This is a genomic window from Pontibacter toksunensis (assembly GCF_042686245.1).
Taxonomy (GTDB): Bacteria; Bacteroidota; Bacteroidia; order Cytophagales; family Hymenobacteraceae; genus Pontibacter; species Pontibacter toksunensis.
Genome location: NZ_JBHUOX010000023.1, coordinates 55,472 through 75,249, shown reverse-complemented (window position 1 = coordinate 75,249; position 19,778 = coordinate 55,472). Strand labels below are relative to the sequence as shown.

Here is a 19,778-nt window from a genome sequence, read left to right as displayed (position 1 = left end):
TGAGATGCTGCTCAAAAGAGTTTCTCAGGCAGCTAAGCCAGTAGTGTTGTTGAAGGCTTCGAAGTATAGTAAGGCTTAATTTATAGGGTGATTAGTCAATCTCTATACTTCTTGTTCTGTACAATTTCGGGTGAAGCGGTATTTCTCAGGTAACTGATAATAGAGCGGGTGTACTTTATTGGAATTTCAGGATTCACCTCCTTTGGAAGGAATCAGAATAAATGTAATAAAACAAATCAAAAATAGCAATATGATGGCTGGTGTGGATTATGTTGCTCGCTATCCGCTAATTTTTGCAGTCTCTAAAACTTTAAGCTACTCTGTTAGTCCTTCTGATAAGTCACAGGAACTGCTTTGCAAAGTAGCATAGGTTAAGCAAGCGACAATAATTTCAGTGTACAGCGTATATTAGCAAGAATCACCATTCTATATATTTGCAGCCCTTTAATCAACCTTAACACTTATGAATAGTAGTATCTGTAAACACATCTGTCTGCTCTTTTGTACCCTCTGCTTATTTTCTACCCTGAAAGCACAGACTGTGCAGCAGTACATCAGGAACAACGATAAGACACTGATGGAAGAATACATCCGATTTCTCTCCATTCCCAATGTTTCTACAGATACTTTCAACATCCTTAAGAATGCAGCCTTTATTCAGGAGATGATGTTGCGCAGAGGAATCAAAGCAGAGCTACTGACAGGGACGACTCAGGGTGTTACACCGGCTGTTTTCGGAGAGATAAAAACACCTGGTGCTAAAAAAACCATCGGCTTTTATGCGCATTACGACGGACAGCCAGTGAACCCAAAGCAATGGTCCGAAGGGCTGGAGCCGTTTAAGCCAGTGCTGATTACTGCACCCTTGGAAAGTGGTGGGAAAATAATAGGACCTTACAAGAATGGAGAAGCTATAAATCCTGGCTGGCGCATAGCAGGCAGGGGAGCAGCCGATGATAAAGCAGGCGTTATGGCAATATTAAATGCCTATGATGCGCTGGTGAAAACAGGTAAGCGCCTGAAGGTGAATATCAAGTTCCTGTTTGAGGGAGAAGAAGAAGTAGGTTCTATTCATCTTTATGAAATCTTCAAAGAAAACAAGTCAAAGCTGCAGGCCGATGCCTGGATTATTATCGATGCGCCCCGGCATGCTTCAGGAAGAAAAACAGTGGTTTATGGAGTTCGCGGAGACGTAAACATGGCCCTGACTATTTATGGCGCGAAGCGGCCCTTGCATAGCGGCAATTACGGTAACTGGGCGCCCAATCCTGCATTAAATCTGGTGCAACTGCTCTCTTCTATGAAAGACGAACAGGGCCAGGTGCTAATCAAAGGTTTCTATGATGATGTAACACCGCTTACGGAAACTGAAAAGAAGGCACTGGCGCAGATACCGGCCCAGGATGCTTTGCTAAAGAAGGAGTTGGGGGTGATTGCCCCTGAAAATCCGGAAAGATCACTTGTGGAGGCCATCATGTTGCCTACGCTCAACATCAACGGCATACAAAGTGCTAATGTGGGGCCAATGGCCAGTAACATCATACCCACCAAAGCAGAGGCCGTTTTAGACCTGCGCCTGGTAAAGGGCAACGACTATAAAAGGCAGGTGGAGAAGGTTGTTGCGCATATAAAAGGCAAAGGCTTTCATGTGGTAGAGGGCGAGCCAACAGAAGAAGAGCGAAGCAAATACCCTAACCTGATTAAGGTGGAAGTAAAACATGGCTACAATGCCCAACGCACCCCCATGGATTTGCCCATTGCGAAAAGCATCCAGGCTGCTGTACAATCCACTACCAAAGAGCCCCTGGTGCTGATCCCGTCTATGGGTGGAAGTCTGCCTTTATACCTCTTTGAGGAGATACTGGAAACGAATGTGATAACCGTTCCGATTGTAAACTACGACAACAACCAGCACGCTGAAAATGAAAACGTCAAGATCCAGTACCTGTGGGAGGGCATAGAAACCATTGCCGCTATTATGCAGATAAAGTAGTTCGGGCAGCTGCATGGATGAAAACAGCATGACCATTTTAAGAAGCTATACCTGATTAGGGTTAGTCACGCTGTCCAGAAACTGAAAGAGGTAAGGTTTGAGAGAATCTACTTTAGAAAGTTCAGAAAGTATTTTTTCTTCCGGATGTATATAGGGAGCCTGTACCAGTTCATGCCTGTCTTCCTCCAGCATGCTCCTTATAATGTTCTCATCTGCTTCCCAATGAAACTGCATTCCCAGGCACTTGCCTTTGATGTACGCCTGGTTTTTACAGGCTTTGGAAGTGGCAAGCAAAGTTGCTCCCTCCGGTAAATCAAACGTGTCGCCGTGCCACTGGAATAAGTCCAAAACAGGAGGTAAGTTTTGGAGCAGGGGATGTGTAGGAGTGGCAGTAGTAAAAGTCACCGGTAAAAAGCCAATTTCTTTGAGTGAGTTTGGATATACTTTTGCGCCCAGACATTCTGCCAAAAGCTGTGCGCCCAGGCAAATGCCTATCACTGTTTTGCCTGCCTGTATACATTTCCGGACAAACTCTTTCTCCTCCGCCAGAAACGGGAAGATGTCCTCTTCGTAGCAAGCCATCGCGCCACCCATTACTAGGAGCCAGTCAAAAGTCTCAACCTCAGGAATAGTATAATCAGCCTCATAAAATCTCGTGTAAGTGATGGTGTGGTTTCTTTCTTCGGCCCAGTCGGTAATGTAGCCAGGTGTTTCGAAAGGGATATGCTGAAAGCAATGGATGTGTAAAGGCTTTGTCAAGGTCTATTTAAAGTGTTTAGTATTGATTCGTATTATATGTAATAACGGTTGCTTATAGCGGCGTGCACACTTGATGTTAGTGGCGTAGTTGTCCTAAAGGTAAGGCTGTTAGAAGCTTTTATCTTATGATGTACCGGACCTGTAATCCAAGTGACACACGGCTATACTTTGTATGGAGTATACCTGCTGTTTTGTTGTATGCCCCCTTGTTTTTTTGTCAAACAACTAGCAAATATCTATGTTTAGCTGGGTTTAATTGTCATTCTGCCCGCCAAAATAGAATACTTAGCTTAACTGGGCAGGTTTTTGATGCTGCATTTAAGCTAACTACCGTTAGTTTCACGTAAACACTTTTACAATGAAACATTCCGCACGTACCTTGTTGCTTCCGCTGCTGGTCCTCTTGCTTGTCACCAGCTGCTCTTCTAAACGCTACCCAGGCCGGGACTATCCTGAAGATCGGTATCCTTATCCACGCTCCGAAAAAGACAGGGATTGGGAAAGAAGAGAGAGGGATAGAGACAAGAGAGATAGAGATAGAGATAGAGACAGGGACTGGGAAGACAGAGACAGGGACAGAGATAGTGAAAGGGACCGGGATCGAGAATGGGAGAGTAGGGACAGAGACAGAGATAACGACAGGGACAGGGATTACAAGCGGGAAAACGGCCGTAGCTATCCATTTAGCGCGCTAGATGTTCCCAGAGGACATCTGCCTCCTCCGGGGGAGTGTAAGGTATGGTTTCCGGGCAAGCCTCCGGGGCACCAGCCGCCGCCACAATCCTGTGCCTCTGCTTTACGTGATGTTCCGTTGGGCGCGTGGGTGATTACGCATGAGGGTAGCCGCTATCGGGTCAGTATCTTCAACCGAAACAAACGAAATATCATCGACGAAGTGAGGTATTACCTGACAAAGTAGAAGCTATTTATTCAAAACAGAAAAGACATTCCATCTTATAAGGAGTGGCTTTTTTTGTAGAAGCACAAAAATTTAATTCGTTATACTTCCTTCACAAATAACTGCAAACTGAATTTAGCTTCTGATAGAATAGGAGCCCTTACAAGATGGAAAAGTTGAATGACAAATATTTAGGGAAGCTAGGTTAGAACATTGCCTGTAACTCTTCTTTTGAATAAGCAGCATTCTTGTACTTCGCTTTTTGCAGAAAGTAAAATCGCCTAAAATTTTAACAAATCTTACTGCTGCTTTTTCACAGCTTTCTTGACTGCCGGTGCTACCACGGTACCTAATAGTTCGATGGATCGCATCACCTTGGCATGCGGCAATGTTCCAACGCTGATGTGCAACAGGAATCGGGTGTTGCCAAAAAGCTCATACTCCCATAAAATTTTATCAATTACCTGCTGCGGACTGCCTACCAGCAAAGAACCTTCTGTTGCGCGCATCATATCATAATGCTCCCTGTTCATGGTAGACCATCCCCGCTCGCGCCCAATCTTGCTCATTACGTAGGCGTAAGGGCCATAATATTCATCCGCAGCTTTCTGAGAATCATCTGCAATAAAGCCGTGTGAGTTGATGGCCAGTTGAAACTTTGCCGCATCATGCCCGGAGCTCTTATAGGCTTCTTTGTAGAGGTCTGTGAAAGGAACAAAACGCTCCGGCATTCCACCGATAATGGCCAGGGCCATAGGTAAGCCATACGTTGCAGCCCGCACAACAGATTCGGGTGTACCGCCTACTGCCACCCATATTGGCAGTTCCTCCTGGTATGGTCTTGGGTAAACGCCCCGGTTGTCTATGGAAGGCCTGTGGGTACCTTCCCATGTTACCTTTTCGCTTTTATTCAGCTCTATCAGCAACTCCAGTTTCTCGGCAAAAAGTGAGTTATAGTCTTTCAGATCATTTCCGAAAAGCGGGAAAGATTCAATAAAAGAGCCGCGACCAACCATTATCTCCGCCCTGCCTTTTGAAAGCAAATCCACATGGGCAAAATCCTGGCAAACACGGACCGGATCATCAGAGCTTAACACCGTTACGCCGCTCGAAAGCCTGATCTGTTTGGTTTTAACTGCCGCGGCTGCCAATACTACTGCGGGAGAAGAAACGATAAAGTCGGGCCGGTGGTGTTCTCCAATCGAAAAGACATCCAGCCCAACCTGGTCAGACAGTTCTATCTCTTCCATCAGGTTCATCATTCTTTCATGGGGCGAAAGCAATTTTCCAGTCGTAGGATCAGGGGTGTTTTCAACGAAGGTGGTAATTCCTATTTCCATAAGCAGTGTATGTATTTCTTCTGATAAAAACGTACTTAACAATAAAGTGTAACGGAACAAACACAAATGCCTCTGTACTTTTGGCAATCATTTTCTAATATTTCCCGCATCGCTGCTTTAAAAAAGCTGCCGCACCAGTGCATTTTTTTACCGTTTACCTTGCTCTGATGGATATCTACATATTAAGAAGTTGGCGTTAGATGGAGCAAATTAAAATCTTCATTTATACCTTATAACTACTTTAAAGCTATTGTTCTCCAAATAATAGTTTTCTACGTTTTAGGAATAGGAGTCATAAAAACAGAAACATGCTGGATATTGTCATAGAAGCCCGTAAAGCGTCCATTGGCCCCGGAATGGATGTGCGCCGAATCCTTCCTTTCCGCCTGCGAAGAATGGTGGGTCCGTTCATTTTTATGGATCATGCTGGTCCTGTAGCTATACAGCCTTCGCAAACTACCTCTATGGATGTGCTGCCCCACCCACACATCGGTTTGTCCACCGTCAGTTATTTATTTGGAGGGCAGGTGACGCACCGCGATAGCCTGGGTGTGCAGCAGGTGATACGTCCCGGGGAAGTTAACTGGATGACGGCTGGCAGTGGCATCGCTCATTCTGAACGTTTCGAAGACCCTGCCGCACTGGCAGGCGGACAACTGGAGATGATCCAGACCTGGGTGGCGCTTCCGGAAAAAGATGAGGAAGCTTCTCCATCTTTTGATAATTACAAACCAGAGGAGTTACCCATTTTTACGGATACCGGGGTGTGGATGAGGCTGATAGCGGGAGAAGCATTCGGATTGCAAAGCCATGTGCATACGCACTCTCCCTTATTCTACCTCCACGTTTTGCTTGAGAAGGGAGCACGTTTTGGGATTCCCATGGGCCATACAGAGAGGGGTATTTATATTGCCAAAGGAAGTGTTGAGGTTTCTGGCAGAACCTTTAGTGCGGGGCAGATGCTGGTTTTTAACAAAGTTGTAGATCCTGTGATTGTTGGAAAAGAAATCGCCACGTTGATGTTATTAGGAGGCGAACCGCTGGGCGAAAGGTTTATCTGGTGGAATTTTGTGTCGTCCAGAAAAGAGCGCATTGAGCAAGCCAAGGCAGACTGGAAGGAGGGAAGAATACTGTTGCCTCCTTCAGATAACCAGGAGTTTGTTCCGCTTCCGGAAGATCACTCCAGGCCCGCCGGAAGTCCTTCACCACAGGCTCTCTCCTGAAGAAAACTTTCATTTCATATTTTCACGAATTACACCAGCAGCGCATCCGGCACGTCATTGTGCTATATCATGCACCGAAGCCTGTATGTAGATGGAGATACCTTTTGTGATTTCTGATACGCTTTTTAGGTTGTTTAACTTCTAAGTATGCAGGAATGATGCTTAACCACTGTCATGTATAACATATCTCATAAATTTAATATTAAATAGCTAAAATCTAGTTGTTTGCTTTTATTAATTTATGATTATATATACATTCACCTATTCGAACGAAGTCAACAGGTATAGCATATGAGCACGACAGCCAGATATAATCTTTGCCACTCTGTTTGCACCAATATTATACAGCTGCCTGTGGTGCAATTCTCCTCTGCTCAACGCTGTTTATCTTCCAGTATTTTGTTCATTTCAGGAGTACATTTTATTAGTAATGAAGTGTAACAGGTGTAGGCATAGTTGCCTTCAGGATCTTCTTTGTTATCCTCGGTTCTTCTTTAGGTAAATTCCATTTATTTATTCTCCAAAAAAAGTTTTAAGAATAGTGTTTCTTCATTTTCTCTTCATCTTGACAATATAGCTTTGGTACATAAACACATCAAGACTTTTGGACAATGAAAAAATTAACCTTTCTATCCGTAGCATTATTATCAATGAACGTTGCTTTTGCTCAGACTATCCCTACTGCAGTAAAGGTTAAAGAAAAGGCGCAGACAGAAGTGCCTGCAACGCCAAAAGACAAATCAAAGGCAGTAAACTACGGACAGGCAGTGGCAGGAGTAGCGAAGAGCACAGCTGCAGATGCAAAAGGCGGAAGTGAAGTACCTGTTGATAAGGGTAGTAAGGCAGGTGCCGAACCAGCAAAAAAGGCAGAAGCCAACAATATAGCAGACGGCAAAAGAGCGGAGCAGAAAGGCAAGGAAACTGCCCCTGTTGCTCAGCAGGCAGAGGCTTTGGCAGCTGCCAGGGCAAAAGCCAGTAAAGAAGAGAGTGATAGAGCAACTGATCGTACGGAGGTTGAAATAAACGGCCAGGAAAGGAAAGCAGAGGCGCATGGTGCCGCGGTAGCAGCAGTAGCGCAGGGCACACAAGCCCAGGGGCAGGAGAAAGGGCAGGAAGTAAAAGAAGTAGCTACTACAAATCAAAAAGAAAAACCTGCTAAAGTGGAGGTAGGAGAAAAATCTGCGGAAGCTGCAAAAGTGAAACCAGCTGTGCGCAGAGGAGGTGCTTCACGTGCTGCAGGTGCTGCCCGTGCCGCAGGTACAGTTAACGCTAGAGAAGGTGGTGCAGCAGCAAGAGGGGCCGCAAACGGAGCAGGCAAGCCTGCGAAAGTAAATACAAATGGAGCCTCTGCACGCCCAGTACAGGTAGGTGGTGCAGTTAAAGTGAACAACAAAGTGAAGCTTCGTAATTAAAATAATATCTCACTTTAAATAACTCAGCAGTCTGGCCATAGGGTACAGGCTGCTGCTTTTGCATATGAAACAACTCAGAATCTACCTTATGTTGTTTGGGTGGCTGCTTTTAGCTCCTGCCCTGATTGCAGCCAAACCATTGGCGTCAGCCTTGGTGGACACGACTGCCGGGGTAGATACTGCAAAAGCAAAAATAGGCTGGTGGACAATTGGTGCCGAAGTAGCTAATAATTTATCTTTTTTTGGCCGGAACACGGCGCAGCGCTTCCCTTATGCCGCAGCTTCTTTTACATACCTGCACCGTACGGGGCTTTGGGCTTCTGTAACATCCTATAAGCTGTTCGATACAGAGAGCTATGTAGATGAAACAGATATATCTTTGGGCTATAGCTTCAAGATTCGGGATTTAGTGGAGACGAACATTAGCTACTCCCGCTTTATATTTGGGGAAAATACACCGTTGGTGAAGGCTGCAACCTCTAATGTACTTTCGGTTAAGGGTGCCTTGGATTGGGGAATACTTTATACCGGTTTAACTACCAGCTATGTATTTGGCAATAACCAGGATGTATTCACAGTACTGGAAAACTCCCGTTTTATTCCGCTTAACCCACTCTGGAATGGGAAACGTGTCATTGGCATTGATCCCAAGGTTACCATAACAGCTGGTACACAGCATTTTTATGAAACACATACCACTACAAGGAATGGTAGTGGTGGAAGTAGTGAGCCCGGCAAAGGCAATGTATCTGGAGGCATCTTCGACCCTGCAACAAATAAAAGTGGAACCACAACCACCACCTCAACGGAGACTGTAAGCAGGTTTAATGTTCTGAACTATGACTTAAAGTTACCTGTGGTTATTTACCTTGGAAGCTTTGAGCTAGAGCCCGCTTACAGGTACTCTATCCCGGTTAACAAGATAGAGGGCGACGAGTCAGAAGCCCAGTCTTTCTACTCTTTTAACATAAGCTACACCTTTTAGTTATTACTTATACGAGCACCCATGCATATACTGATTGTAGAGGATGAGAAAAGCTTAGCGTCAGAACTGGAACACTTCTTAACGAAAGAACACTACCGCTGTGACACGGCCCACACAGGCAGGGCGGCTTCTGAGAAAATTGCCGTTAACAGGTATGATTTCATACTGCTTGACCTGGGTTTACCGGATTATAGTGGGTTGGATTTACTAAACGAGGCGAGAGAACTGGAGCACCAGCCAGCTATTATTATTCTGACCGCCCGCGGTGCCGTGGAAGATCGCATTGAGGGTTTAAGCCGGGGGGCAGACGACTATCTCCCGAAACCGTTTTCCCTTTTGGAACTGCAGGTACGCATGCAGGCCATACTGCGCCGCAAATTTAATGTAAAGTCTTCTGTACTGAAACTGCATGGCATCGAGATTGACAGCAGTGCCAGGCGCGTAAGCTTTGATTCATCTGAAATACCGCTGACCAAAAAGGAGTTTGATTTGCTTCACTACCTGCTGCTGCACAAGAACAGGATTCTTACCCGCCTGCAGCTAACGGAGCACATCTGGGGAAATATTCTGGAGGATGACTATGACTCCAACTATGTTGATGTGCATGTCAAGAACCTGCGTAAAAAGCTGGCTGCTTATGTTCCGAGCGATTGGCTGGAAACAGTGCGGGGTGTAGGCTACAGGTTAAGCATCTAACATGAGGCTACAGTTAAAGCTTACCCTCTCGAGTGCGGTATCTAAAGTAATTATCTTATTGTTGCTGGTCATCCTGCTGCCGCCTCTTATTCACCGGGTGACCCTGCATAATACCGATAAGCGCCTGCTTGAAAAGAAAGAGCAGGTTTTTGATATTATCGAGGAAAGGGGTATAGAATCGTTTATCAGCAATGAATCTGATGAAATGTACGGCAGCTACAATCTGCTGAAGGAAGAGTTTATTTCCTTAGAACCCATTGCTGCCACACAGATAGATAACAGGATAGAAAACAGCTACCGAAAAGTTGAAAACGAGGTACTGGAATACCGTGTGCTGAGTCTTGCCTTTGAGGTAGAAGGAGGCACTTACCTGCTGGAGATTGGACGAAGCCTTTCCACCATACGCGAGACCAGCGAAACAATGCAACAGTATGCCTTTTATTTTCTTCTGGCTATTGTGCTCCTCACTGTCTTTATTGAGCTGGCTTTTGTGAAGATTCTTCTGCGTCCGCTCACCCTCATTATCCGGCGCCTGCAGCGCATCGGACACCCGGATTCCTTCAAACCAGGAAAACTCGGCACTACTACCACCGACTTTGTATACCTCAACGAGACTATCAACAGCATGATGGTGCAGATAAAGGAGGCGTTTCTGAAAGAAAAAGAGTTTATCGGGAATGTGTCGCATGAGCTTCTGACGCCTGTATCTATTTTACAGACCAAGCTAGAGAACCTGCTTACTGATCCGGCCATGCCTGAGGAAATGCTGGTAAAACTGGTGGAGAGTCAAAAAACGCTTTATCGCCTCAAGAGCATTATACAAGCTTTGCTCCTTATTTCACGCATCGAGAATGAGCAGTACCTCAAAAATGAGGAGGTGAGCATGAAAACATTAGCGAAGGATGTTGCGGAAGAGATTGAAGAGCGAGTAGTGGCAAAACGTTTGACCCTGGACCTGAACATTACGGAAGACATGACTTGGAAAGCCAACTACTCCCTGCTCTTTACTATGGTTTTCAACGTTGTGAACAATGCCATCAAGTATAACAGGCCGGGTGGGGCCGTAACTATACTGGGACAGAACACGGATAGGGGCTATACTCTAAGCGTAACAGATACGGGCGTGGGAATGCCGGAAGAACAGCTACCCAACATTTTCAACCGCTTTAAACGCCTGCAGGTACCGGACGGAGAGAGCTATGGTTTAGGATTGCCCATTGTAGAGACAGTTGCAAAGTTTCACAACATCCTGCTGTCTGTAACATCTCAACCTGGCAAGGGCACTTGTTTCTCCTTTTTGTTTAAAAACGCTTGATTTTATTTTTTATCAGAGATTGTATTCTTCAAAGCAATTCTCTGGAGAAACGAAATAAGTAAGATTTACCTCAATTGCTTTCACGGTAACCCCTACTAATTCCTCTCCAGTCTTCTAATTACTGCCCCTCCTGAGACTTTATAAATCAAAATATTAAAATATATTGTTTCTTCATCTTGTCTTCATCTTCATGTATGATATTTGTCATATAACTTAAACACTTAAATATCATGAGAAGAAAACACCTTATCCCCCTTATGCTAAGCTGCCTAGTATGGTTCAGCGCCTGCGACAGTGACAATGACAGTACTGGTACTGCTAAAATGGAGGTTAGAATGACAGATGCACCAGGCGATTATGAGGAAGTGAACGTAGATGTGCAGTCAGTGCAGGTTCATAAAGAGGTTGATGGGGACGAGTCCGGCTGGATAACACTGGATGAAATAAACCCTGGTATTTACAACCTGCTTGACTTCGCAAACGGCAAGGACACGCTATTGGCCAACTCTACGCTGCCAGCCGGAAAGATCTCCCAGATAAGACTTATCCTTGGCCAGAACAACTCTCTGAAGCTAAAGGATGGTACCGTTACACCGCTAGTAACGCCTAGCGGGCAGCAGTCCGGGGTGAAGCTGGAGATAAATGCAGAACTGGAGAGCGATGTAACGTATGTCCTGCTGCTGGATTTTGACGCAGCCAAATCAGTAGTAGCCAGAGGCAACGGTCAGTACAACCTGAAGCCGGTGGTACGCACCATTACCCATGCGGTTGCGGGAGGCATAAAAGGAACGGTTACACCAGCTGAGTACAAGCCGGGAATTTATGTCATTTCTGCTGCTAACGATACAATTGGTGGTTTTGCCAACGAGAACGGAGATTTCCTTGTGAAAGGTGTGCCGGCAGGTATTTATACAGTTAAGTTTTATACAGAAGGAGACGCACACAACAAGACTGTAGAAAACGTAAGCGTAACGCAGAATCAGATCAAAGATTTGGGAGCTGTAACACTTGAATAATTCTTTTTAGCTTTACAAAACAAAAAGAGCTTCTCATACAGAGAAGCTCTTTTTGTTTTGTAAAGCAACTGGTATAAACTAAACTGCACTCATTCCTAGTACGCCTACAAATGTGCCTCCTACCGTGAGAGTACAATGACGCAATTCGAATTATTAAAGCCAAAATTGCCGCTCTATACTAATTAGGAAGGTATCACCAGCCTATGCCATAGTCCTCACCATAGTTGCTGGAGCCACCCCACAGGCTTCCGTGCTTCCAGTCAAAGTAGATAGCGTTGATGGGACCACTGGTACGCTCGTCAAAGCTCAACGTGTAGCCCATCTCTTTCAGCTCATTGCGTACTGCTTCCGGTGTGTTCTCATTCAATAATATGTGTCCTGGCTTAGGCTTGCGATCATCTGTATTTGTGCCGCCTAAAGAGAGCCAGAGCTGGTTGGTGTTGAAGTTAGCAGCTTCGGCGGCCTGCTGTACATCCATGCCGAATTCCACTACGTTCAGAAAAAACTGCAGCAGGTTCTGGTCCTGGGTATCACCTCCCTGCACGGCAAAGGACAGGAAGGGTTTGCCATCTTTTAAAGCCAAGGATGGCGTTAGCGTTACTCGGGGTCTTTTGCCAGGCTCCACCACGTTAAACGGATTCAGTACAGGGTCTAAAACAAAGCTTTGCAAGCGCTGGCTCATGCCCACACCGGTATTACCGGCGATGGTGGCAGGTACCCAGCCACCGCTCGGAGTAATGGACAATATCCAACCCTCTTTATCTGCAGCTTCAATCGTTGTGGTGCCTCTCCATAACATGTCCTGGTAGTCTGTCATAGAGGAGCCATTCCGGCTATCATGCGTCGGAGCGAAGTTGCGTTTGGTGGTATCCAATTCGTACCCTCTCTCTTTCAGGAGTTTTAGATAAGGGTTCTTTTTTCCCTCAAACGGGTACGGATCACCAGGCCCGATACCCGGATTGTTCTTGTCATACTTTATCAGGGAAGCCCTCTGTTTAGCATAGTCTTTACTCAGCAAGCCCTTCATCGGTTCCTGCGGAGGAAAATAGGAGTCGCCATAATAGAAATCCCGGTCGGCGAAGGAGAGGTTCATGGCCTGGTACAGCGTATGGATATACCTGGTGCTGTTGTGGCCCATGCTCTTCAGATCAAAATTTTCCAGCAAGTTCAGAGCCTGCAGCATGACAGGCCCCTGCGTCCACTGCTGCAACTTGTAAACATCAACCCCTTTATAATTGACCTTCAGGGGCTCCTCTTCAATGGGCTTCCATTTGGCCATGTCCTGCATCGTGATCAGTCCTCCCTGCTCTTTGGAGCCACGCACAAACTCCTTGGCAATATCACCGGTGTAAAAGCGATCATAGGCAGCCATGATGGCATCTTTGCGGCTCTTGCCTTTTTTAAGAGCGGCTCTCTCTGCTTCCACCATTTTTGTGAGTGTCTGCAACAGGTCTTTCTGCACAAAGATTTCACCTGCTTCAGGTGCTTCTCTTTCTTCCCCGGGATGCGTCAGGAAAACCTTTTTGCTGTAAGGCCATTGCTTGATAAGGTCTTTGTTCTTTTCAATGCTGTTGGCTGTTTGCGCTTCAATGGGGTACCCGGCTGCCATTTCCATAGCGGGGCCCAATACTTGCTCTAAACTGAGGGTGCCATAGTTCGCCAGCATATACATAATGCCACCAGGTGTACCCGGTGTAGTGGCGGCCAGCGGGCCATACTGTGGCGGAAAGTTATACCCTTTGCTCTTAAAGAACTCGGCTGTAGCACCTGTTGGCGCAACGCCCATGGCATTGATAGCAATTACTTTTTTTGTTTTAGGGTTATAGATCAGGGCCTGTGTTTCACCTCCCCAACTCAGCACGTCCCACATGGTGCAGGTAGCAGCCAGCATGGCACAGGCTGCATCAACAGCATTTCCGCCTTTTTGAAAGGTCATGGCCCCTGCTGTGGCAGCTAATGGTTTACCGGTGATGGCCATCCAGTGCTTGCCATGCAAAACAGGTTTTTGAGTCTGTTGCGCTGTAGCACATACTGTAAAGGCTGTATAGAAGAGTAGTGTAAGAAAGCGTTTCATACAGGTAAATTTATGCAGCTATATTAATTTGAAAACACAAGATAAATTAATATTGGCTGGTAACATACTTTGGCCCCCTTTAGCACAGCTTTACGCTAAGCCTGAGCTATACATCAATTCGGCCCTCAATTTTGATTATGTATAATTTCAAAAAAATCTGTCTAAATTGGTTTTCCTTTAGAGCTACTCCATGAACTACTATAAGCATACTGCCTCTATATTTCTTTTTGTCTCCTTCCTTTTCTCCTGTGCTACAAGCGAGAAAATTTCTACTGCTAAAGAGGTGGAGAAATGGGAGGAACAGGCCGCCCGCGTAACCATTATCCGTGATGATTTTGGCGTGCCACACGTCTATGGGAAAACAGATGCTGATGCGGTTTTCGGGCTCCTGTACGCTCAGTGTGAGGATGATTTTAACAGAGTAGAACGGAATTATTTATGGGCAACCGGCCGGCTGGCAGAGGTGGAAGGGGAGGAAATGCTGTACAGCGACCTTCGGGCAAGGTTGTTTATGACAAAGGAAGAAGCCATCGCCAACTATGAAAGCAGCCCTGAATGGCTGAAAGCGCTTTGCCGTGCCTTTGCAGATGGTATCAACTATTACCTCCATACCCACCCTGAGGTAAAGCCAAAGCTCCTGACGCACTTTGAACCATGGATGCCGATGTACTTCAGTGAAGGCTCTATTGGTGGTGATATTGAAAGTGTCTCAACAAAAAGTATAAAGGCTTTTTACGAAGACAACAAATCCCTAGGACTCAATAGCTACGGTAGCGGCTTGGTTAAGCCTGCGCTGCTCGAAGAACCAAAAGGCTCAAACGGATTTGCTATATCCGGGGAGCATACTGCATCCGGAAATGCCATGCTGCTGATAAATCCCCATACTTCTTTCTTCTTTCGTGGAGAAGTGCACGCTGTGAGCGAGGAAGGACTGAACGCATACGGTGCCGTTACCTGGGGACAGTTTTTTATTTACCAGGGCTTTAACGACAAGACCGGCTGGATGCATACGTCCGCTTATGCTGATGTGATAGATGAGTTTGAAGAAACGATAGTGAAGGAAAATGGGAAATTATACTACAAGTATGGTGACAAAAAGCGGCCGGTAGCAACTTCTGAGGTAACCATGTCCTACAAAGAAGGTGGGGCAGTAAAGCAGAAAACCTTCACCACCTACAGGACGCATCACGGCCCTATTACACACAAAAACGGGGACAAATGGGTAGCTACAGCCCTGATGTGGAAACCTGTCGAAGCTTTGATCCAGTCATACACCCGCACGAAAAAGAGCAACCTGGAAGAGTTTAACCAGATGATGCAGATGCGCACGAACTCCTCCAACGGTACAGTATATGCCGATGCGGAGGGCAATATTGCCTACTACCATGGTAACTTTTTTCCGATACGCGATACCACCTTCGATTACACAAAACCTGTTGACGGAAGCAATCCTAAAACAGACTGGCAGGGCTTGCATGCGTTACATGAGACCATCATTGTTGAAAACCCACCAAATGGCTGGGTTCAGAACTGTAATTCCACGCCTTTTACCAGTGCCGGAGTATATAGTCCAAAGCAGGAGGATTACCCAGTGTATATGTCACAGTCTCCGGAGAATTTCCGTGGGGTGCACGCTATTCGTCTGCTGAAAAAGGCTGATAACCTGACCTTAGACAAGCTGATAAAATTGGCGTATGATCCCTACCTCCCGGGTTTTGAGGTGCTGATTCCGGGACTTATTCAGGCTTATGAGAGCGAAAACCCGCAGGACCCGAAGCTGAAGGAGGCGATGAAGGTAATGCGGAGCTGGGATTATGCTGTGTCTAAAGAATCAGTGGCCATGTCGCTGGCTCATTTCTATGCGCTAAATACATCAAAAAACGGCAGCGCCCCGAAAGGAATCAACCTCATGGAGCGCTTTGACTATTATGCCAAAGCTTCGCCTGAGAAAGAGCGCCTGGCGCTTTTCCAGCAAACCATCGAACAGCTTGAAAAGAACTTTGGCCAGTGGAACACCCCTTGGGGAGAAATAAACCGTTACCAGCGCATAAACGGCGATATCCAGCAGGCATTCAATGATTCACTTCCTAGCTTGCCGATAGGTATGGCTTCCGGAAACTGGGGAGCGCTGGCTTCCTACGGTGCAAACACTTATGACACGAAGTGTTTGTATGGCACCTCCGGAAACAGTTTTGTAGCCGTTGTGGAATTCGGTGACAAAGTAAAGGCAAAAAGCCTTCTTGCCGGCGGGCAAAGCGGCAATCCTGACTCGCCCCATTTCGATGATCAGGCGCAGCGTTATGCGGACGTGAAGTTCAAGGACGTTGCCTATTACCTCGAGGATGTGGAGAAACGAGCCAAAGCCACCTATCATCCAGGCCAGAAGCAGAGAAGCGAGAAGTAGACTTTGGGTGAACGTTACCTTTTACAGTTTCCCGCGGAAAACAAGGCGAGTCCCGATAGGATAGTTATTTCTGTTTAGTAAAATGATAATCAGCGAACTGTATAAAGTTCTGCCAGTCATAGGCTGTGAGGTTGTGTTTTCCTTCCCTGTTGTGATACCCTAAGTAAGAGTTGATGATGGGGCTGTTGATGGCGGGTGGCTCAGGGGAAAGCGCGGAAGGCTTTTTGTATAGGTTATATGCCTTTTGCGCCTGTAGCAGGGAAATGTAAGAACCCCTAGGGTCGGCCCACAGATCTTCCGAGGCACTGGTCACATATACCGGCCTAGGCGCTATCAGCGATAAAAGCATGTGCTGATCCACGGGCAGGGCAGCTTCATTGTCATTATACTTTTTATAGTTGTCGTTAAACCAATGCGGAAACGTATCATTGATCTTTTTAACTGTCTCACCAAACCTTCTCCTGGACAGTGCTGCTCCAGTGTTACCGGAGTTATTTGAAATCACGATAGCAAAGCGTTGGTCCTGGGCGCCTGCCCACGAAGCTGCCTTGCCACCGCGTGAATGTCCTACCAGAGCCACCTTACGCGCATCTATGTCCTTGTCTGCTTCAAAATAATCCATCACCCTGCTGGCTGCCCATGCCCAAGCACCAATCGCTTTCATTCCGTTGTCAGCTTTCAGTTGTTCGGGATAAAGCCGCAGGATGCCGTTCTGGTAGCTATCTTTTGTATCAGGTGCCGCATCACTCACATGAAAAGCAGCAACAGCATAGCCACTGTCAACCACCATTTCTGCCGGCCAGAAGTCGCTTTTAGTAGCTCTAGTCGGATCCGTGTTATTTTGGTCACGATTGTTAATCAGCAGAAAAGCAGGTACTGGTTTTTTGGGTTTGGTTGGTATGAAAAGTGTAAGATGGATGTCGGCTGATTTTTTGTCTTTCCAGGCAGTAATGGTTACCTCTTTTAAGCGTGCCATTCCATCCATTGCATTCGGCACCTCGTTCGTTACTGTAAAGCTTAAGGAATCGTGTTTCTTTGGCATTTGACCATACACGTTGTCTTCGAATAGCCTCAGAATCTCCGGCCTTCTCTTATTCTCCCAAGAGGCTTTATTTCTGACAGCAGTTCCATCTTCCATCTTAAGCACCTCCGGCAAAGTATAAGCAGGCACTTTTGATTCCTCGTAGTTTTGCGCCTGTGCCGTTGTGAAGCAAAGGAAGAAGGCCAGAAAAACAATTAAACCTTTTATCATACGTCCTGATTTGTGTTCATTGGATATCAACAATTGATACCTCGCTCCGGCTGGAGACATATAAAAGCTGGTAACTCAGATATTCAGCCTTACAGCTTTAGTTTAAGTTAGTCTTTTCTTTCTCTTACAGCAATACCAACTAGATATTTAAATAAATCAAGCCTTGATAAAACTTTCATACACTAAGGCAACTGCTGGAGATGGTGCCACAATGCAGGAAGATAGTTCCTGTCCCACAGGCTTTGTTTGAGCGGCTTATTCCGTTTGGCGTAGCGTTCTTCCCCTCTTTACTTGAAGGGAGCAACAAGTGCTGCTTCAGCAGGATAACGTGGCAGAAACAACTGCTTGTGAGTACACACTAGGCAGAACGATGGCTTCAACCTTAGACTTTAGGCAGGAAGAACTCAGGTAGCAGCAAAGCAAGAGAAACCTAGCTCCTATAGGATAGATTTTATGATGGTGATATGGGTTAAAATTTATCTTTTCTTGCTGAAAGGGGTGGAATAAACTCCGGGATGGTTTTTCCCTCACAATAATGAGACGCATCAGCAATGGAGGCTACAATGTGTAAACCAGCATCCGGCCCTGATTCTTTCAATGCCTTTTTTACAGATGGAGCCATCTCATAGAACAACAGGTGGACACCTTCTGACTTTGCCTTGCGTGAGAGGGAGAGCATTGCACGCAGCGCAGCAGTAGATACAGAAACAATATGCTCGCAGTCAACCCAAATACATTTAGTATTTGAAAATGAAGCTGCTTGCAGAACATCTTCTAAAAGTAAACAATCAGAAGCTTCAATCCGCCCTTCCATCAGAACAAGGCTAGATTCCTTTATTTGCTGTATTGCTATCGGCATTTCTACTTTCTCCTCCAGTTTTTAAACTATCTTGCTCCTGCAGCCTGCAATTCTAATTTTTAGAACTTAAATTTCTGTCACTAGCTAGATACAGGCCGAGTTTTTTAGTACATTGTATTAAAAGACTGTCTCTAAATAACTTGTCCCTGAAAATACCTGAAGCTCATCATTAGTTTCAGCCCAGGCGGAAGCCAGTTTATGCACCCTCTGATTCAGCCTTTCTTAGAAACATGCTAAAACTGTTATAGCAGGAGGATTTCAGGTGTTAGTATACCTGAATTATCCGCCTTTCAATTAGTTTATGCTGAAGGTAATTAATAGTATGTGCTGCTGCATTGTAAAAATCGGCCATTTTAATCTGTTTGTTACCAGTAAAACAGTTTGTTTAACACTGCAATGCTCTTCACTAACTGATAGAATAAGCATCACATGCTATAGAGATTAATTTTTAAAATGAATTTGCCATGATTCTACAAGCCTTCCCCGCACCTTCAGACTTATCTCCCTTTGTGAGCGGCTACCTGTATGGCCATAGTAATTTTAAGGATAGCCAACTCTTACCCACTATACCACGCGGGGTACCGGCTTTGATGATAATCATGAATGAAGATAACGAGGAGCATATACAATACTTCCAACTCAAGAAGTCCAGCCCACTCAAGAAGGGCGTGTACCTTTGCGGGCAGGCAACTCAAACGTGGTGGATAAAGTTAAACACCTGCCAGGCCTACATGGTTGTGCTAAAGCCGGCTGCACTACAACAGGTTATGGGTGAGTCGGGCGCTGTGTTCAACGATTCCTTCCTCCGCCTGGATGACTTGCTTCCGGCATGTAAATTTTTGCCTGAGCAGCTCAATGCTGAAAAAAGTCAGATGGGGCAACTGTCTGTGCTGGATAAGTATCTGCGGCGATTATTCCGGGATCAATCCCTTCGACTGAATGAGGTAGATGTGGCGGTGCATAGCATCATCCTGACGCAAGGACAGGTTAAGGTAAGAGAACTGGCAACACAGGAGCGCGTAAGCGTTCGGACACTGAACCGCAAGTTTACTGAGCAGGTAGGCCTGTCGCCGAAGCAGTATGCTCGTATTGTTCGCTTCCGTGCTATTATTAATTATTTAATCTCTTCTCCGGGTGCATCCTGGCTCGACGTCACCTACAAGTTTGGTTTTCATGACCAGGCCCATTTTATTAAAGACTTCCAACTGTTCACGTGCCTTACGCCAAACCAATATTTTGCAATTGATCAGAGCTTCGATGGACAGTTTGTGCAGGCCATATCTAAGCTTTAAATAAAGGAGTAAACTTTTGGCATGTTGGAGTATTTAGCTGCAATTGTGCACTCTATGCATCACTTGGTCAGTCAAGTTGAACACTAATCTAATTCGCATGAAGCTTCTTCCATAAATCCGAGTCTCTTCTTTTCTTTGGCACGAAGTGAAAGTGTTTCCAGTCTTTGGGTGGAGCGCCTACCCCCAAGACGAGGCCTCTCAGCCTGGAGAGCCAAGACTGACACAATGAAACAGTGGGTTTGATGCCATTAGATGAAATC

At 45.8% G+C, this 19,778-nt stretch carries 15 protein-coding genes; 10 read left to right on the top strand and 5 right to left on the bottom strand.

The features are described 5' to 3' along the window. Positions 1 to 541 precede the first annotated feature (541 nt). Entirely contained in the window at positions 542 to 1,993 is a 1,452-nt protein-coding gene (locus ACFS7Z_RS22105; protein WP_377489689.1) for a M20/M25/M40 family metallo-hydrolase, read from the top strand. Between the two features lie 45 nt (positions 1,994 to 2,038). Here the strand turns inward: ACFS7Z_RS22105 and ACFS7Z_RS22100 are convergent, their stop codons facing one another. After that, positions 2,039 to 2,752 carry a type 1 glutamine amidotransferase gene (locus ACFS7Z_RS22100; protein ID WP_377489686.1) on the bottom strand — a complete coding sequence of 238 codons (714 nt, stop codon included), beginning with the start codon at positions 2,750 to 2,752 and terminating at the stop codon, positions 2,039 to 2,041. Between the two features lie 695 nt (positions 2,753 to 3,447). Here ACFS7Z_RS22100 and ACFS7Z_RS22095 point away from each other — a divergent pair. Then, positions 3,448 to 3,579, top strand: a complete 132-nt coding sequence (locus tag ACFS7Z_RS22095; protein WP_377489683.1) for a hypothetical protein — start codon at positions 3,448 to 3,450, stop codon at positions 3,577 to 3,579. Between the two features lie 370 nt (positions 3,580 to 3,949). Here the strand turns inward: ACFS7Z_RS22095 and ACFS7Z_RS22090 are convergent, their stop codons facing one another. Next, the gene (locus tag ACFS7Z_RS22090; RefSeq protein WP_377489680.1) at positions 3,950 to 4,990 is read right to left on the bottom strand and encodes an LLM class flavin-dependent oxidoreductase; all 1,041 of its coding nucleotides are present in this window, start codon (positions 4,988 to 4,990) and stop codon (positions 3,950 to 3,952) included. 308 nt (positions 4,991 to 5,298) lie between these two features. Between ACFS7Z_RS22090 and ACFS7Z_RS22085 the strand changes: the two genes are divergently transcribed. From ACFS7Z_RS22085 to ACFS7Z_RS22060, 6 genes are all read left to right on the top strand, one after another. Further along, the gene (locus tag ACFS7Z_RS22085) at positions 5,299 to 6,213 is read left to right on the top strand and encodes a pirin family protein (protein WP_377489677.1); all 915 of its coding nucleotides are present in this window, start codon (positions 5,299 to 5,301) and stop codon (positions 6,211 to 6,213) included. Between the two features lie 611 nt (positions 6,214 to 6,824). Next, on the top strand, positions 6,825 to 7,625 hold the full coding sequence (locus tag ACFS7Z_RS22080) for a hypothetical protein (RefSeq protein ID WP_377489674.1): 801 nt from the start codon (positions 6,825 to 6,827) through the stop codon (positions 7,623 to 7,625). Between the two features lie 64 nt (positions 7,626 to 7,689). Beyond that, positions 7,690 to 8,610, top strand: a complete 921-nt coding sequence (locus ACFS7Z_RS22075; protein ID WP_377489671.1) for a hypothetical protein — start codon at positions 7,690 to 7,692, stop codon at positions 8,608 to 8,610. Positions 8,611 to 8,631: 21 nt separating this feature from the next. Next, the gene (locus ACFS7Z_RS22070) at positions 8,632 to 9,306 is read left to right on the top strand and encodes a response regulator transcription factor (RefSeq protein ID WP_377489668.1); all 675 of its coding nucleotides are present in this window, start codon (positions 8,632 to 8,634) and stop codon (positions 9,304 to 9,306) included. Between the two features lies 1 nt (position 9,307). Next, on the top strand, positions 9,308 to 10,621 hold the full coding sequence (locus tag ACFS7Z_RS22065; protein WP_377489665.1) for a sensor histidine kinase: 1,314 nt from the start codon (positions 9,308 to 9,310) through the stop codon (positions 10,619 to 10,621). Positions 10,622 to 10,878: 257 nt separating this feature from the next. After that, positions 10,879 to 11,637 (top strand): DUF4382 domain-containing protein, encoded by a 759-nt coding sequence (locus tag ACFS7Z_RS22060; RefSeq protein ID WP_377489662.1) that lies wholly within the window; start codon positions 10,879 to 10,881, stop codon positions 11,635 to 11,637. A gap of 193 nt (positions 11,638 to 11,830) precedes the next feature. On the opposite strand, the gene ACFS7Z_RS22055 is transcribed toward ACFS7Z_RS22060, so the two are convergent. Then, the gene (locus ACFS7Z_RS22055; protein WP_377489659.1) at positions 11,831 to 13,711 is read right to left on the bottom strand and encodes a gamma-glutamyltransferase family protein; all 1,881 of its coding nucleotides are present in this window, start codon (positions 13,709 to 13,711) and stop codon (positions 11,831 to 11,833) included. 190 nt (positions 13,712 to 13,901) lie between these two features. Here ACFS7Z_RS22055 and ACFS7Z_RS22050 point away from each other — a divergent pair, with 190 nt between their 5' ends. Further along, a complete protein-coding gene (locus tag ACFS7Z_RS22050; RefSeq protein ID WP_377489656.1) occupies positions 13,902 to 16,115 on the top strand; it encodes an acylase in 2,214 nt (737 codons plus the stop codon). Positions 16,116 to 16,179: 64 nt separating this feature from the next. On the opposite strand, the gene ACFS7Z_RS22045 is transcribed toward ACFS7Z_RS22050, so the two are convergent. Together ACFS7Z_RS22045 and ACFS7Z_RS22040 are read right to left on the bottom strand one after the other, a co-directional pair. Beyond that, positions 16,180 to 17,367, bottom strand: coding sequence for a glucuronyl esterase domain-containing protein (locus tag ACFS7Z_RS22045; RefSeq protein ID WP_377489653.1), 1,188 nt, complete (start codon positions 17,365 to 17,367; stop codon positions 16,180 to 16,182). A 469-nt stretch (positions 17,368 to 17,836) separates the two neighbouring features. Then, positions 17,837 to 18,226, bottom strand: a complete 390-nt coding sequence (locus tag ACFS7Z_RS22040; RefSeq protein WP_377489650.1) for an STAS domain-containing protein — start codon at positions 18,224 to 18,226, stop codon at positions 17,837 to 17,839. A 464-nt stretch (positions 18,227 to 18,690) separates the two neighbouring features. Here ACFS7Z_RS22040 and ACFS7Z_RS22035 point away from each other — a divergent pair, with 464 nt between their 5' ends. Beyond that, positions 18,691 to 19,518, top strand: coding sequence for a helix-turn-helix domain-containing protein (locus tag ACFS7Z_RS22035; RefSeq protein ID WP_377489647.1), 828 nt, complete (start codon positions 18,691 to 18,693; stop codon positions 19,516 to 19,518). Positions 19,519 to 19,778: the final 260 nt, after the last annotated feature.

Bases quoted from the DNA above. Each gene is read 5' to 3' on its own strand.
- ACFS7Z_RS22085 (WP_377489677.1), top strand. From the start codon at position 5,299: ATGCTGGATATTGTCATAGAAGCCCGTAAAGCGTCCATTGGCCCCGGA.
- ACFS7Z_RS22090 (WP_377489680.1), bottom strand. From the start codon at position 4,990: ATGGAAATAGGAATTACCACCTTCGTTGAAAACACCCCTGATCCTACG.
- ACFS7Z_RS22055 (WP_377489659.1), bottom strand. From the start codon at position 13,711: ATGAAACGCTTTCTTACACTACTCTTCTATACAGCCTTTACAGTATGT.
- ACFS7Z_RS22070 (WP_377489668.1), top strand. From the start codon at position 8,632: ATGCATATACTGATTGTAGAGGATGAGAAAAGCTTAGCGTCAGAACTG.
- ACFS7Z_RS22095 (WP_377489683.1), top strand. From the start codon at position 3,448: ATGTTCCCAGAGGACATCTGCCTCCTCCGGGGGAGTGTAAGGTATGGT.
- ACFS7Z_RS22040 (WP_377489650.1), bottom strand. From the start codon at position 18,226: ATGCCGATAGCAATACAGCAAATAAAGGAATCTAGCCTTGTTCTGATG.
- ACFS7Z_RS22050 (WP_377489656.1), top strand. From the start codon at position 13,902: ATGAACTACTATAAGCATACTGCCTCTATATTTCTTTTTGTCTCCTTC.
- ACFS7Z_RS22065 (WP_377489665.1), top strand. From the start codon at position 9,308: ATGAGGCTACAGTTAAAGCTTACCCTCTCGAGTGCGGTATCTAAAGTA.
- ACFS7Z_RS22035 (WP_377489647.1), top strand. From the start codon at position 18,691: ATGATTCTACAAGCCTTCCCCGCACCTTCAGACTTATCTCCCTTTGTG.
- ACFS7Z_RS22080 (WP_377489674.1), top strand. From the start codon at position 6,825: ATGAAAAAATTAACCTTTCTATCCGTAGCATTATTATCAATGAACGTT.
- ACFS7Z_RS22045 (WP_377489653.1), bottom strand. From the start codon at position 17,367: ATGATAAAAGGTTTAATTGTTTTTCTGGCCTTCTTCCTTTGCTTCACA.
- ACFS7Z_RS22060 (WP_377489662.1), top strand. From the start codon at position 10,879: ATGCTAAGCTGCCTAGTATGGTTCAGCGCCTGCGACAGTGACAATGAC.
- ACFS7Z_RS22075 (WP_377489671.1), top strand. From the start codon at position 7,690: ATGAAACAACTCAGAATCTACCTTATGTTGTTTGGGTGGCTGCTTTTA.